Raw genomic sequence first — 12,308 nt, 5'->3', positions numbered from 1 at the left:
GCAGGGGGTTACCCCGGCGGATAAGGAGGAAAGGCGAGGCTTAGGGCCTTTCTGGGGCCCCCGTGGTGGCGCAAGCCACGGCGGGGTACTCAGACCCCTAAGGCCCGGGCCAGAAGCCGGTCCCGCAAGGGGGTGGGGAGCAGGCGCAGAAAAAGGGTCTGCCAGGCCCTTTCCCGCCCCGCCACCAGGTAGCGGGCCCGGGGCCTTGGGCTTTCCAGGGCGTGGAGCACCGCCTCCGCCACCCTTTCCGGGGGAAGTCCCCGCCTCGCGTTCCTCCGGGCCATCCTCCGGGCCACCTCCAGGTAGCGCCCGTAGACCTCCTCCGTATCGGAAGGGGGTGGGAGCAGGTAGCCCTCCGCCGCCCGTTCCGAGCGCTCCCAGATGGGGGTGGCCACGGAGCCGGGCTCGATAAGGATCACCCGTACCCCAAAGGGCTTTAGCTCCACCCGAAGGGCGTCGGCCAGGGCCTCGAGGGCGAACTTGCTGGCGGCGTAGGGCCCCATGAGGGGGAGGGCCAAGAGGCCAGAGACCGAGCCCATGAGGACCACCCGCCCCCGGCCCCCCCGCAGGAGGGGCAGGCAAGCCTGCACCGTGGCGTGCACCCCCAAGAGGTTCACCTCCAAGGCCTGCCGGAAGGCGGAGGGGGGTACCAGCTCCAAGGGCCCCGCCACCGCCACCCCCGCATTGGCCACCAGGCCGAAAAGCCCCTCTTCCCGCAGGGCTTCCCGCGCTCGGAGAAGGTCTTCCTCCCGGGTCACGTCCAGGAGGAGAGGCTCCACCCCCAGGGCCCTTAGGCGCTCTGCGTCCTCCTCCTTGCGCACCCCGCCGTAAACCCGGTACCCCCTAGCGGCAAGGAGGCCTGCCGTGGCCAGGCCGATGCCGCTCCCGGCCCCGGTGATGAGGACGCTCCCGGCCATTTGCACCCAGTTTACAATCTCCGGCCCAAGCGGGTAGAATCTCCCCGAAATCCCAAGGGGGCAGCATGATCGGGAGAAGGGTGCAGCAGCGGATCTACCTGGAAGGGCTTTGGGGCGGGAGGCCCCCGGTACCCGTCCACCCACAGGGCTTAGAGGAGGCGGCGCGCAGGCGGATGTCCCCCGAGGCCTGGGCCTACGTGGCGGGCGGAGCGGGCTTGGAGCGCACCATGGCGGCGAACCGCAGGGCCTTTGACCGTTACCGCTTCCTCCCCCGCATGCTCCGCGGGGCAAAGCCCCCGGCCCTCGAGGTCGCCCTCTGGGGAAGGGGCTGGGCCGCCCCCCTGTTCCTGGCCCCCATCGGGGTCCTGGAGCTGGCCCACCCCCGGGCGGAGCTGGCCGCGGTCCGGGCTGCGGCTCAGAGGGGCCTTCCCTTCATGGTTTCCAACCAGAGCTCCTACCCCCTGGAGCAGGTGGTGGAGGCGGCCCGTTCGGCGAACCCGGAAGCGGCCGTCTTCTTCCAGCTCTACCACTCCAGCGATCCCCGGGTGGTGGGAAGCTTCCTCCGCCGGGCGGAGGCCGCGGGGTGCGCGGGGGTGGTCCTCACCGTGGACACGGTGCAACTCGGCTGGCGGCCCCGGGACCTGGACCTGGGCCACCTGCCCTTCCTCAAGGGGCAGGGCCTGGCCCAGTACCTGAGCGACCCCGCCTTCCTGGCCAGCCTGGAGGAGCCGGTGGAGGGGCCCACCCTGCGCCCCCGCCCGAGCCTTGCCCTCCTCCGCGCCCTCCTAGCCCTGCGCCGGGCCGGAGCAAGAGTAGGGGTACGGGAGCTTTCCCGTCTTCTTAAAGGGGTGCGCCGCTTCGTGGCCACCTATTCCTTCCCTGAGCTTTCCTGGGAGGAGGTGCGGCGGGTGCGGGAGACCACCCCCTTGCCCCTCCTCCTCAAGGGCCTCCTCCACCCCGAGGACGCGGCCCAGGCGGTGGCGCTGGGGGTGGACGGGGTCTACGTCTCCAACCACGGGGGCCGGCAGGTGGACGGGGAGGTGGCGGCCCTCGAGGCCCTCCCCGGGGTGGTGGAGGCCGTGGGGGCCGGGTCCCGGTGCTCCTGGACAGCGGGGTCCGCACCGGGGCCGATGCGGTCAAGGCCCTGGCCCTGGGGGCCAAGGCGGTGGGGCTGGGGCGGCCCTACGTCTATGGCTTGGCCCTCCGAGGGGAGGAAGGGGTGGGGGCGGTCTTGGACCATTTCCTGGCCGAGCTGGAGCTCACCCTGGCCCTCTTAGGGGTGAAAAGCTTAGAGGAGGTGGGACCCCACCTCCTCGCCTCCTAGGGGCGGCCTGCCGGGCAAGCCACCTACTGGGCCACCACGCTCACCCTCACCTGGATGGGCACCTCGGGGTGGGGCTTGTAGGTGAGAACGTACTCCCCCAGCTCCTTGATGGGCTTTTCCAGCACCAGGCGCTTGGGATCGATGGTGATGCCGTGCTGGCGCGAAAGGGCTTCGGCCACGTCCTTGGCGGTCACGGAGCCGTAGATCTTGGTCTCCCCCGCCCGCACCGGAATGGTGAGGGTGAGGTTCTCCAGGATCTCCTTGAGGCGCTCCGCCTCCGCCTTCCTTTCCGCCAGGCGCTTGGCTTGGGCCCGGATCTTGGCCTCGAGGGCCTTCAGGTTGCTCTCCGTGGCCAAGACCGCCAGGCCCCGGGGCAGGAGGTAGTTCCTGGCGTAGCCGGGCTTCACGTTCACCACCTGGCCCACATCGCCCAGGTTCTCCAGGGGTTCAAGCAGGATGACCTTCATGTCCACCCCCTACTTGCGCACCAGCTTCTCCGTGAAGGGAAGAAGCCCAAGAATCCTCGCCCGCTTGATGGTGCGGGCCAGGATGCGCTGCTCCTTGGCGGTAAGCCCCGTGCGGCGGCGGGGAAGAATCTTCCCCGTCTCCGACAAGAACCGCTTCAGCACCTCCACGTTGCGGTAATCCTTAAGGTCAAACTCCCCCAGGCTGGCCTTGACCTTGGCCTTCCGGGAAGGGCGCTTCGGCGCCTCCTTCTTAGGTTTAGCGTTCTTCGTGCTCAAAACGGCAAATCCTCCTCCGGCGGGAAGTCTTCCAGTCCTTCCTCGATGTCCACCCCACCCGTCTGGACAGAGCGCTCTGGCTCTTGGGGCCTGCCTCCGCCGGTCCTTTCAGGCCCACGGGTGGGTCGCTCCAACCTGAGGGCTTCCACACGGGTCTGGAAGCGCCTTTCCCCGGTGGAGCTCGTCCAGGAGTCGTTCACCAAACGGCCGATCACCAAAAGCCCCTCGCCCCGCTTGAGTTCCCCGGCCCACTCGGCCAGGTCGCGCCAGGCCTGAACCTCGATGAAGTGGGTCCTCTCCCCGTCCGGCCCCTGGCCCGGGCGACGCTCGTTGATGGCTAAGCCCAGCCGGACCACCGCCGTGCCCTGGGGGGTGTAGCGCAGATCGGGATCGCGGGTGAGGTTGCCCATGAGGATCACCTGGTTCAGGGCGTGGCGAAGCCTAGGCTGGCCCCGGGCGTCCTCGAGGGTCTCGCGGCCCCGCCCCTCCAAGGGGTCGAGGAAATCCGCCCGGATCTGGACCTCGCTCCGCTTCTCCCCTTCCCGCTCCCACTGCCGGTACTCCAGCCGGCCTTCTACAAAAATCAGCTGGCCCCTTTCCAGGATGTCCCCCCACATCTCCGCCTGCCGGCCCAAAAGGCGCACCCGGTGGTACCAGGGCACCTCCCGCTCCTGGCCGGAAGCATCCAGGAGAGCATCCTGACCCGCCAGGTTCAGGTCCAGAATGGCCATCCCCCCCGGGGTGTAGCGCATGTCCGGACGGGCGGTAAGGGTACCGATAAGGAAAACGCGGTTCAGGCCTCTTGCCATGGGAACAGTCTACGCCTTGGTGAGAAGGGGCTCCTGGGTTTTCACCACCATGACCCGGCGCACGTTATCGCGCAGGCGAAGCTCCCGGGCCAGGTTGTTCACCCGATCTTCGGGCATCTCCACCTGATACCAGAGGAAGTAGCCCTGGGTGTCCTTGACGATGGGGTAGGCCAAGCGGCGAAGGCCCCACTCCTCCACCTTCTCCACCCTGGCCCCGAAGGCCTCGAGGGCCTTCCCAATGATCTCCTTCTCCAGGGCGAGCTGGCTCTGGTCCAGGTTGGGGCTCAGGATGATGTTCACCTCGTACTTGCGCATCTCCACCTCCTCTCCGGGCCCGGCAGGCCGCACGAGGGCTGATTATACCCTCTTCCCTCCCCAAATAAAAGACCCAGGGGGCCCTGAGGCCCCCATCTGGCTCCGCGGGCAGGACTCGAACCTGCGACCAACCGGTTAACAGCCGGCCGCTCTACCAGCTGAGCTACCGCGGACCGACCGCACTAGGCACTATAGCAGGAGGCCCGGGGAAGCGTCAAGAAGAAAAGCCCCGGGGAGTTTCCCCGGGGTCCGGCCAAGGACTCCTAAAGCTTCTTCAGGGCCTGGGTGAGCTGGGTGAGGACGTTTTGCGCATCCCCATAGAGCATCCGGGTGTTGTCGGCGTAGAAGAGCTCGTTCTCCACCCCGGCGAAACCCTTGCCCTGGCCGCGCTTGATGACGATCACGTTCTTGGCCTTATCCACGTCCAGGATGGGCATGCCGTAAAGGGGGCTTCCTGGGCGCCGGGCAGCGGGGTTCACCACGTCGTTGGCCCCGATGACCACCGCCACGTCCACGGTGGGGAACTCGGGGTTGATCTCCTCGAGGTCCTTGAGCTTGTCGTACTCCACCCCCGCCTCAGCCAGGAGCACGTTCATGTGCCCGGGCATCCGCCCCGCCACCGGGTGGATGGCGAACTTCACCTCAACCCCTTTGCTCTCTAGGAGGTCCGCAAGCTCCTTCACCTTGTGCTGGGCCTGGGAGAGGGCCATGCCGTATCCGGGCACGAAGACCACCTTGCCCGCGTAGGCCAGCATGACGGCGGCATCCTCCACGTCGATGGGCTTGAGGCTTCCCTTGACCTCCCCCGCCTCCTGCTCCACGCCGAATCCCCCCACCAGCACGCTCCACACGGAGCGGTTCATGGCCCTGGCCATGAGCACGGTGAGGAGGGTACCCGCCGCCCCCACCAGGGTCCCCGCCACCATCAAGGCCGGGTTCCCCACAGCGAAGCCCTCAAAGCCCACGGCCATACCGGTGAAGGCGTTGTAGAAGGAGATGGCCACGGGCATGTCTCCCCCGCCGATGGGCAAGGTCATGAGAATGCCGAAAAGAAGGGCCAGGAGGAAGAAGAAGACGATGCTTAAGGTGGGATCGTTCCAAAGCAGGGAGAAGCCCAAAAGCACCGTGATGAGAAGCACCAGGGCGTTCACCACCTTCTGCCCGGGGAAGAGGATGGGTCGGCTTTTCATGATGCCCTGGAGCTTGGCGAAGGCGATGAGGCTTCCCGTGAAGGCCACGCTACCGATGAGGCCTCCAAGGATGGCCAAGGCCATGAGGCCCAAGTTGTCAAAGGCTCCCTTCAGGAGCTCCACCGCGGCGATGGTGGCGGCCGCACCCCCACCCATGCCGTTGTAGATGGCCACCATCTGGGGCATGTCGGTCATGGCCACCTTGATGGCCGCCCACCAGGCGATCACAGAGCCCACCAGAAGAGCGATGAGCATGAGGCTAAAGTTCTGCATTCCCGGCCAGAAGAAGGTGGCCAGAACCGCCAAGGCCATACCCCACCCAGCCCAGACGATGCCGCTTTTGGCGGTGGTGGGGTGGGCCATGCGCTTTAGGCCCACAATGAAGAGGATGGCCACCACGAAGTAGGCCGCCTGGATGAGATCCATCACTGACCACCCCCCTTGCCTGGCCGCCTCTCAAACATCTCCAGCATGCGCACCGTAACCGCATACCCCCCGGCAGCGTTGGCCGCCCCCAGGATCACCCCCAGGAAGCCGATGGCCTTTTCCAAGCCGGTATCCGCATGGCCTAGGACCACCATGGCCCCCACCACCACCACCCCGTGGATGAAGTTGGACCCGGACATCAAGGGGGTGTGGAGGATCACAGGCACCCGGGTGATGAGCTCGTAACCCAAAAAGGCCGTGAGCACGAAGATGTACAGGGCCGACCAGAAACCAAACTCCATCATGCACCTCCCACGAGGGCCTTGGTGGGCCCGTGCAGGATCTCGCCTTCCTTCATGAGAAGCGCCCCCTGGATGATCTCGTCCTCCCACTTGGGAGCGAACTCACCCTTCTCCATGAGCAGGCTGGAAAGGTTCAAAAGGTTTTTGGCGTACATTTCCGAGGCGTGGACGGCGAGTTCGCTGGGCAGATTCAAGGGGCCAAAGATCCTCACGCCCTTCACCTCCACCACCTCCCCGGGCCGGGTGAGCACGCAGTTGCCCCCCGATTCCGCCGCCAGGTCCACCACCACCGTGCCCGGCTTCAGGCGCTCCACCATGTCCTCGGTGAGAAGGATGGGGGCCCGGCGGCCCGGCACCTGGGCGGTGGTGATGATGGCATCCATCCCCGCCACATGCTCCCTAAGGGCCTCGTGCTGGATGCGCTTCTCCTCCTCGGTGAGCTCCCGGGCGTAGCCACCCTCCCCTTCCGCACTGATGGGAAGCTCAATGGGCTTGGCCCCCAGGGAGAGGGCCTGCTCCACCGCCGCCTTACGCACGTCGTAGGCGAAGACCTGGGCTCCCAAGCGCTTGACGGTGGCGATGGCCATGAGGCCCGCCACCCCCACCCCCATGACCATCACCTTGGCGGGGCGGATGGTGCCCGCGGCGGTGGTGAGCATGGGGAAGAAGCGGGGGGATAGCCTTGCGGCGTGGATGGCCGCCAGGTACCCCGCCACCGTGGCCTGGCTGGAAAGGGCGTCCATGCTCTGGGCCCGGGTGATGCGGGGGATGAGCTCCATGGCGATGACCGTGGCCTTCTTGGCGGCTAGGGCCTTCACCAGGTCCAGGTTCTTGTGGGCCTGGACAAACCCCACCACGATGGCCCCGGGCTCCAAGGCCCCAATCAGGTCCTCAGGAGGCGGCTGGACGGTGAAAAGCAGGTTGGCATCCTTCAGGAGCTCTCCTCGCTCCACCACCTCTGCCCCAACTTCCTGGTAGGCGGTGTCGGGGTAGTAGGCACCTTCCCCGGCACCCTTCTCTACCCGCACCCTGGCCCCCTGCTTCACCAGGCGGGCCACCACCTCGGGCACCAGGGCCACCCTTCTTTCCCCTGGAGCCCTTTCCTTGGGAACCGCTACGGTCACCATAGGACCTCCTTCCGCGCCAGTATACCAATGGGGCCACGGGCATCTGTCCTTGGCCTCGAGGGTGACCCACTGGTCAGAAGCGAGTCCTTATGGAAGAATGCCTCCATGCGGCCCTCCGGGCTCAAGCTCGCCTCCGTACTGCTCCTGGGCATCTTCGCCATCAGCTTCGGCAGCATCCTGGTGCGCCTGGCCCTGGCGGCCTCCGGGGACCGGAGCCTAGCCTTCAGTCTGGTGATGAGCGCAGGGCGGATGGGCCTTGCGGCCCTGCTCCTCCTCCCCGACTGGCGAAGACCTCTGGCCAGCCGAAGGGGGCTTTCCTACGCGGTGGCCGCCGGGGCTTCGCTGGCCCTGCACTTTGCCCTTTGGATCACCTCCCTCTCCTATACCTCGGTAGCGGCCAGCACCGCCTTGGTCACCACCAACCCGGTCTGGGTTACCCTCTTCGGCTGGCTTTTCTTCCGGGAGATTCCCTCCGGCCTGACCTTGCTGGGGATTGGGATAGCCCTTTGGGGTGGGCTTTTGATCGGCCTGGGGGATGCCCAAGGGGGTGGGGGAACCAATCCCCTCCTCGGGGACCTCCTGGCCCTCTTAGGAGCGGTGGCCGCCTCCCTTTACTTCCTCCTGGGGCGGGAAGCCCAGAGGCGGGGCCTATCCATCCTGGAGTATGTGCGGGTAGCCTACACCACCGCAGCCCTCCTCCTCCTCCCTCTTCCCTACCTCTTTGGTGGAGGGTACGGGGGTTACCCTCTCGCGGTCTACGGCTACATCCTCCTCATGGCCCTTTTGCCGCAGCTTTTGGGCCACACCAGCTTCAACTGGGCCACCCGGCACATCCCCCCGGTCCTGGTCACCCTGGCCATCCTCTTTGAACCGGTGGGGGCAAGTCTCCTGGCCTTTCTCCTCTTTGGGGAGCTTCCCGGGGTTCAGGTGCTCCTGGGAGCCCTGGTCCTCCTCATCGGGGTGGGTATGGCCGTAGTGGGGGCACGGCGATGATCTACGTGGCCCTGGCCGCACTCCTTTGGGGCCTGGGCGGGGCCCTGGCCGGGCGGTTCATGGGGGAGATTTCCCCCTCGGTCCTCATCCCCTTGCGCTTTCTCCTGAGCTTCTTTCTCCTTCTCCCCCTGGTGCTCCGCTTTCCCCCGGCCACCAAGGAGTGGCCCCGGCTCCTCCGGGTGGGGCTCGCCCTCTCCGGGGCCCAGGCCTTCTACTACCTGGCCATCCACGCCACCACCGTGGCCACCGGGATCTTCCTCCAGTACCTGGCCCCCGCCCTCCTCACCCTCTACGCCCTGCTAAAGGGGGAAAAGCTTCCTGGTAAGGCCCTTTTGGGGGTGGCCGTGGCCCTTTTGGGAGCCTACGTGCTGGTGGGGCCCAAGGGTTTCACAGCCAACCCCGTAGGGGTGGCCTACGGACTCCTCTCCGCCCTTTCCTTCGCCCTTTACGCTGCCTTCTCCCACGGGCTCAAGACCCCTCCCCTGGTGAGCCTGGGGGTAGCCACGGGGGTGGGAAGCCTCCTCTCCCTCCCCATCCTCCTGGGCAACCTTCCCCGGGTTTGGACCTTAGACCCAGGGGACTGGGGGGCGGTGGCCTATTTGGTGGTCTTGGGCACGGTGGTGCCCTTTGGGCTCTTCCTCCTGGGGGTGCGCACGGTACCCGCCCGGAGCGCCACCCTAACCGCCATGCTGGAGCCCGTGGCGGGGGCGGTCTTCGCCTGGCCCTTAGCAGGAGAGCCCTTGAGCCTCGAGGGCCTTCTGGGCGGTACCCTCATTCTCTTGGGAGTGGCTCTGAACCGGAGGTGATATGGCAGCACGGATTTTTCTCCTCTTCACCCTAGGCTACTTCCTCTCCTACTTCTATCGGTCAGCCAATGCGGTGCTGGCTAAGGACCTGTCCCAGGACCTGGGCCTGGGTCCGGCGGAGCTGGGGTTGATGACCAGCCTCTTCTACCTCTCCTTCGCCACGGTACAACTCCCCCTGGGAAGCCTCCTGGACCGGTACGGCCCCCGGATCATCACCCCAGCCCTCCTTTTGGTGGCGGCCTTGGGGAGCGTGGTGTTTGGGCTGGCACCCAACTTCCCCACCCTGGCCCTGGGCCGGGCCCTGATCGGCGTGGGGATGGCCGCGGCCCTCATGGGCTCCCTAAAGGCCTTCAGCCTCTGGTTCCCCAAAAACTACGCCACGGTATCCACGCTGCTGGTGGGCCTAGGGGCCACGGGAGGGCTTCTGGCAGCCACGCCCCTGGCCCTTTTGAAGGAGGTCTTGGGATGGAGAGGGGTCTTCTTGGCGGGGGCGGGGGTGGTGGTGCTGGTGGCCCTTCTCCTCTACCTGGGGGTGCGGAACACCCCCCCGGGGGTGCCCTGGCCCCGGGGCCAAGGGGTGGGTAGCCTAGGGGAAGTCTTGGGCAACACCCGGCTCCTCCGGGTGGCCTTTTTAGGCTTGGCGTTCACCGGAAGCTTCCTGGCCCTACAGACCCTTTGGGCCGGGGCCTACGCCTACACCCTGGGCCTTTCCGCGGTGCAGGTGGGCAACTTCCTTTTCCTCTACTCGGGGATGGCGGTTCTGGGCTTCCTGATCTCAGGCTACCTGGCAGACCGCTTCGGCACCCCCCGGGTGCTGGTGCTCTCGGCCTCCCTCTTTGGCCTGGGACTGGTGCTTCTCCTCTTGAAACTCCTCTTTCCCGCCTACTTCCTCTTGGGCTTCTTCGGAGCCTTCAACATCCTCACCCTCACCCAGGCCCGGGACCTGGTCCCAGGCCACCTGGTGGGTCGCGGCACCACCCTGGTGAACCTCTTCGGCATCGGGGGCACCTTCCTCCTACAGTGGGGGGTGGGGGTGGCGGTGGGGGCCTGGGGTTACGGGTGGGCCTTCGGGGGGCTTCTGGGGCTCCTTCTCCTGGCCCTTCTTCTCTACCTGCCCCTCCTTCGCTCCAGGTGGTAAACTCCTTCCATGCTAGCCCAGGTCAGAAGCTACGCCCTCTTCGGCCTGGACGCGGTTCCCGTCACCGTGGAGGTGGACGTCAGTCCTGGGCTTCCCAGCTACGCCCTGGTGGGCCTGCCGGATAAGGCGGTGGAGGAAAGCCGGGAAAGGGTGCGGGCCGCCCTCAAGAACGCGGGCTTCCCCTACCCCCAGGCGCGGGTGGTGGTGAACCTGGCCCCGGCGGAGCTCAGGAAGGAGGGGAGCCACTTCGACCTGCCCATCGCCCTAGGGCTTCTTGCGGCCCAAGGGGTGGTGCCCCTCGAGGCCCTCTCCGGCTTGGCCGTGGCCGGGGAGCTGGGCCTGGACGGGAGCCTGCGCCCGGTGCCAGGGGCGGTGAACCTGGCCCTGGGCGCTTTGGTGGAGGGGAAAAGGCTCCTCCTGCCCTTAGAAAGCGCCAAGGAGGCCGCTTTGGTGGAGGGGGTGGAGGTCTACGGGGTGGAAACCCTCCTTCAGGCGGTGGCTTACCTGAGGGGAGAAGAGGAGCCCAGGAGGGTGGAACCCGACGATCCCGTGGCCCTCCTCGAGGTCCTGGACCTCCGGGACGTGAAGGGCCAGGCCAAGGCCAAGCGCGCCTTAGAGATCGCCGCCGCCGGTTACCACCACCTCCTCATGGTGGGAAGCCCGGGCTCGGGAAAGACCATGCTGGCGAGGCGCCTCCCTTTTCTCCTACCCCCCCTCTCCCAGGAGGCGGCCCTGGAGGTGAGCCGCATCCACTCCGCCGCCGGGCAGGCCCTGAAGGGCCTCCTCCGCACCCCCCCTTTCCGCGCCCCCCACCACACGGTGAGCTACGCGGGCCTCATCGGGGGCGGGGCCATCCCCAAGCCGGGGGAGGTCTCCCTGGCCCACCGGGGGGTGCTCTTCCTGGACGAGTTCCCCGAGTTTTCCCGGGACGCCTTAGAAGCCCTCCGCCAGCCCCTCGAGGACGGGGTGGTGACCGTCTCCCGGGCCCGGGCCAGCCTCACCTTCCCCGCCCACTTCCTCCTGGTGGCGGCCATGAACCCCTGCCCCTGCGGCTGGTACGGGGACCCCGAAAGGGCCTGCACCTGCACCCCGGCAAGCCGCGGGCGCTACATGGGGAAGATCTCTGGGCCCCTCCTGGACCGGTTTGACCTGGTGGTGGAGGTGCCCCGCCTTACCCCCGCTGAGCTCGCCCGCGCCCCCGAGGGGGAAAGCACCCTGGCGGTGCGGGAACGGGTCCTTAAGGCCCGGGAGAGGATGCTGGCCCGCCAGGGGAGGCCCAACGGGGAGCTTGCGGGAAAGGCCCTAAGGGAGCACGTGTGCTTAACCTCTGGGGCGGAACACCTTCTCCAGGCAGCGGCCAAGCGGATGCTCCTTTCCGCCAGGAGCTACGACCGCCTCCTCCGGGTGGCCCGCACCATCGCTGACCTGCAGGGAGCGGAGAGCGTGGAGGAAAACCACGTGGCCGAGGCCTTGGCCTACCGCAAAACCCTTTAGCCTGCCTGGGCAGCAAGCCAGGGAACAAGGGCCTCCGCCGCCTCGAGGTTGGTGGCCAAGGGCACCCCGTGCACGTTGCACACCCGCATGAGGGCCTGCACATCGGGCTCGTGGGGCTTGGGGGTGAGGGGATCCTGGAAAAAGAGCACGCAAAGCACCTTTCCCTCAGCGACCCTGGACCCGATCTGCATATCTCCTCCCAGGGGACCAGAAAGAACCCGCTCCACCTCGAGGCCGGTGGCCTCCTGGATGCGTTTCCCCGTGGTGCCCGTGGCCAGGAGGGGGAAGCGGGAAAGAAGCTCCCGGTGCCGTTGGCAAAAGGCCACCATATCGTCCTTTTTGGCATCGTGGGCGATGAGGGCCAAGGCCTTCATGGGGCCATTGTATGCTCCTTTCCATGGAGGCCCTCACCCTTAAGGAGGCCCAAAGGCAGGTGGACGCCTGGATCAGCCAGTTCAAGGAGGGCTACTTTCCGCCCCTCCTGATGCTGGCCCGCCTCACGGAGGAACTCGGGGAGGTGGCCCGGGTCCTGGCCCACCGCCATGGGAAGAAGCCCAAGCCAGGGGAGGAGGAAGGGGATCTGGCCATGGAGCTCGCCGACCTCCTCTTCGTCCTCATCTCCCTGGCCAACCGGGAGGGCATCGACCTGGAGGAAGCCTTCCTCAAGGCCATGGCCAAGTACCGGGACCGGGACGGGGAGCGCTGGACCCGGAAAGGAGGCTAA

14 protein-coding genes, 1 tRNA gene and 1 pseudogene are annotated in these 12,308 nt (G+C 67.0%); 6 read left to right on the top strand and 10 right to left on the bottom strand.

Annotation, left to right across the window (positions count from 1 at the left end):
- Positions 1–89 precede the first annotated feature (89 nt).
- The gene (locus EBI04_RS10685) at positions 90–917 is read right to left on the bottom strand and encodes an SDR family oxidoreductase (RefSeq protein WP_135257435.1); all 828 of its coding nucleotides are present in this window, start codon (positions 915–917) and stop codon (positions 90–92) included.
- A 65-nt stretch (positions 918–982) separates the two neighbouring features.
- Between EBI04_RS10685 and EBI04_RS10680 the strand changes: the two are divergent.
- A pseudogene (locus EBI04_RS10680) lies at positions 983–2,241 on the top strand (alpha-hydroxy-acid oxidizing protein).
- A gap of 23 nt (positions 2,242–2,264) precedes the next feature.
- Here EBI04_RS10680 and rplI read toward each other — a convergent pair.
- The 8 genes from rplI to EBI04_RS10640 form a co-directional block, all read right to left on the bottom strand.
- Complete coding sequence (rplI, locus tag EBI04_RS10675; RefSeq protein ID WP_135257434.1) at positions 2,265–2,708, bottom strand: 50S ribosomal protein L9; 444 nt, start codon at positions 2,706–2,708, stop codon at positions 2,265–2,267.
- 9 nt (positions 2,709–2,717) lie between these two features.
- Positions 2,718–2,984, bottom strand: a complete 267-nt coding sequence (gene rpsR / locus EBI04_RS10670; protein WP_135257433.1) for a 30S ribosomal protein S18 — start codon at positions 2,982–2,984, stop codon at positions 2,718–2,720.
- Entirely contained in the window at positions 2,981–3,793 is an 813-nt protein-coding gene (locus EBI04_RS10665) for a single-stranded DNA-binding protein (RefSeq protein WP_135257432.1), read from the bottom strand. The genes rpsR and EBI04_RS10665 overlap by 4 nt, the downstream gene beginning before the upstream one ends.
- A gap of 9 nt (positions 3,794–3,802) precedes the next feature.
- Entirely contained in the window at positions 3,803–4,108 is a 306-nt protein-coding gene (gene rpsF / locus EBI04_RS10660) for a 30S ribosomal protein S6 (RefSeq protein ID WP_135257943.1), read from the bottom strand.
- Positions 4,109–4,205: 97 nt separating this feature from the next.
- Positions 4,206–4,281: transfer RNA gene (locus EBI04_RS10655), tRNA-Asn, on the bottom strand.
- A 90-nt stretch (positions 4,282–4,371) separates the two neighbouring features.
- On the bottom strand, positions 4,372–5,724 hold the full coding sequence (locus tag EBI04_RS10650; RefSeq protein WP_135257431.1) for an NAD(P)(+) transhydrogenase (Re/Si-specific) subunit beta: 1,353 nt from the start codon (positions 5,722–5,724) through the stop codon (positions 4,372–4,374).
- Positions 5,724–6,026 (bottom strand): proton-translocating transhydrogenase family protein, encoded by a 303-nt coding sequence (locus EBI04_RS10645; protein WP_135257942.1) that lies wholly within the window; start codon positions 6,024–6,026, stop codon positions 5,724–5,726. The genes EBI04_RS10650 and EBI04_RS10645 overlap by 1 nt, the downstream gene beginning before the upstream one ends.
- On the bottom strand, positions 6,026–7,153 hold the full coding sequence (locus tag EBI04_RS10640; protein ID WP_135257430.1) for an NAD(P) transhydrogenase subunit alpha: 1,128 nt from the start codon (positions 7,151–7,153) through the stop codon (positions 6,026–6,028). The genes EBI04_RS10645 and EBI04_RS10640 overlap by 1 nt, the downstream gene beginning before the upstream one ends.
- Before the next feature lie 105 nt (positions 7,154–7,258).
- Between EBI04_RS10640 and EBI04_RS10635 the strand changes: the two genes are divergently transcribed.
- From EBI04_RS10635 to EBI04_RS10620, 4 genes are read left to right on the top strand one after another with little or no spacing between them, the layout of a single operon-like run.
- Positions 7,259–8,146, top strand: a complete 888-nt coding sequence (locus EBI04_RS10635; RefSeq protein WP_135257429.1) for a DMT family transporter — start codon at positions 7,259–7,261, stop codon at positions 8,144–8,146.
- The gene (locus EBI04_RS10630) at positions 8,143–8,952 is read left to right on the top strand and encodes an EamA family transporter (RefSeq protein ID WP_135257428.1); all 810 of its coding nucleotides are present in this window, start codon (positions 8,143–8,145) and stop codon (positions 8,950–8,952) included. Before EBI04_RS10635 ends, EBI04_RS10630 begins: the two co-directional genes overlap by 4 nt.
- 1 nt (position 8,953) lies before the next feature.
- Entirely contained in the window at positions 8,954–10,090 is a 1,137-nt protein-coding gene (locus EBI04_RS10625; RefSeq protein ID WP_135257427.1) for an MFS transporter, read from the top strand.
- A 9-nt stretch (positions 10,091–10,099) separates the two neighbouring features.
- Positions 10,100–11,584, top strand: coding sequence for a YifB family Mg chelatase-like AAA ATPase (locus EBI04_RS10620; RefSeq protein WP_135257426.1), 1,485 nt, complete (start codon positions 10,100–10,102; stop codon positions 11,582–11,584).
- On the opposite strand, the gene mgsA is transcribed toward EBI04_RS10620, so the two are convergent.
- The gene (gene mgsA / locus EBI04_RS10615; protein ID WP_135257425.1) at positions 11,581–11,958 is read right to left on the bottom strand and encodes a methylglyoxal synthase; all 378 of its coding nucleotides are present in this window, start codon (positions 11,956–11,958) and stop codon (positions 11,581–11,583) included. The genes EBI04_RS10620 and mgsA overlap by 4 nt on opposite strands.
- Positions 11,959–11,969: 11 nt before the next feature.
- Here mgsA and EBI04_RS10610 point away from each other — a divergent pair, with 11 nt between their 5' ends.
- Entirely contained in the window at positions 11,970–12,308 is a 339-nt protein-coding gene (locus tag EBI04_RS10610) for a nucleotide pyrophosphohydrolase (RefSeq protein WP_240695286.1), read from the top strand.

The organism is Thermus caldilimi, from assembly GCF_004684245.1.
Classification (GTDB): domain Bacteria; phylum Deinococcota; class Deinococci; order Deinococcales; family Thermaceae; genus Thermus; species Thermus caldilimi.
This window is presented reverse-complemented; position numbering and strand designations above follow the sequence as displayed.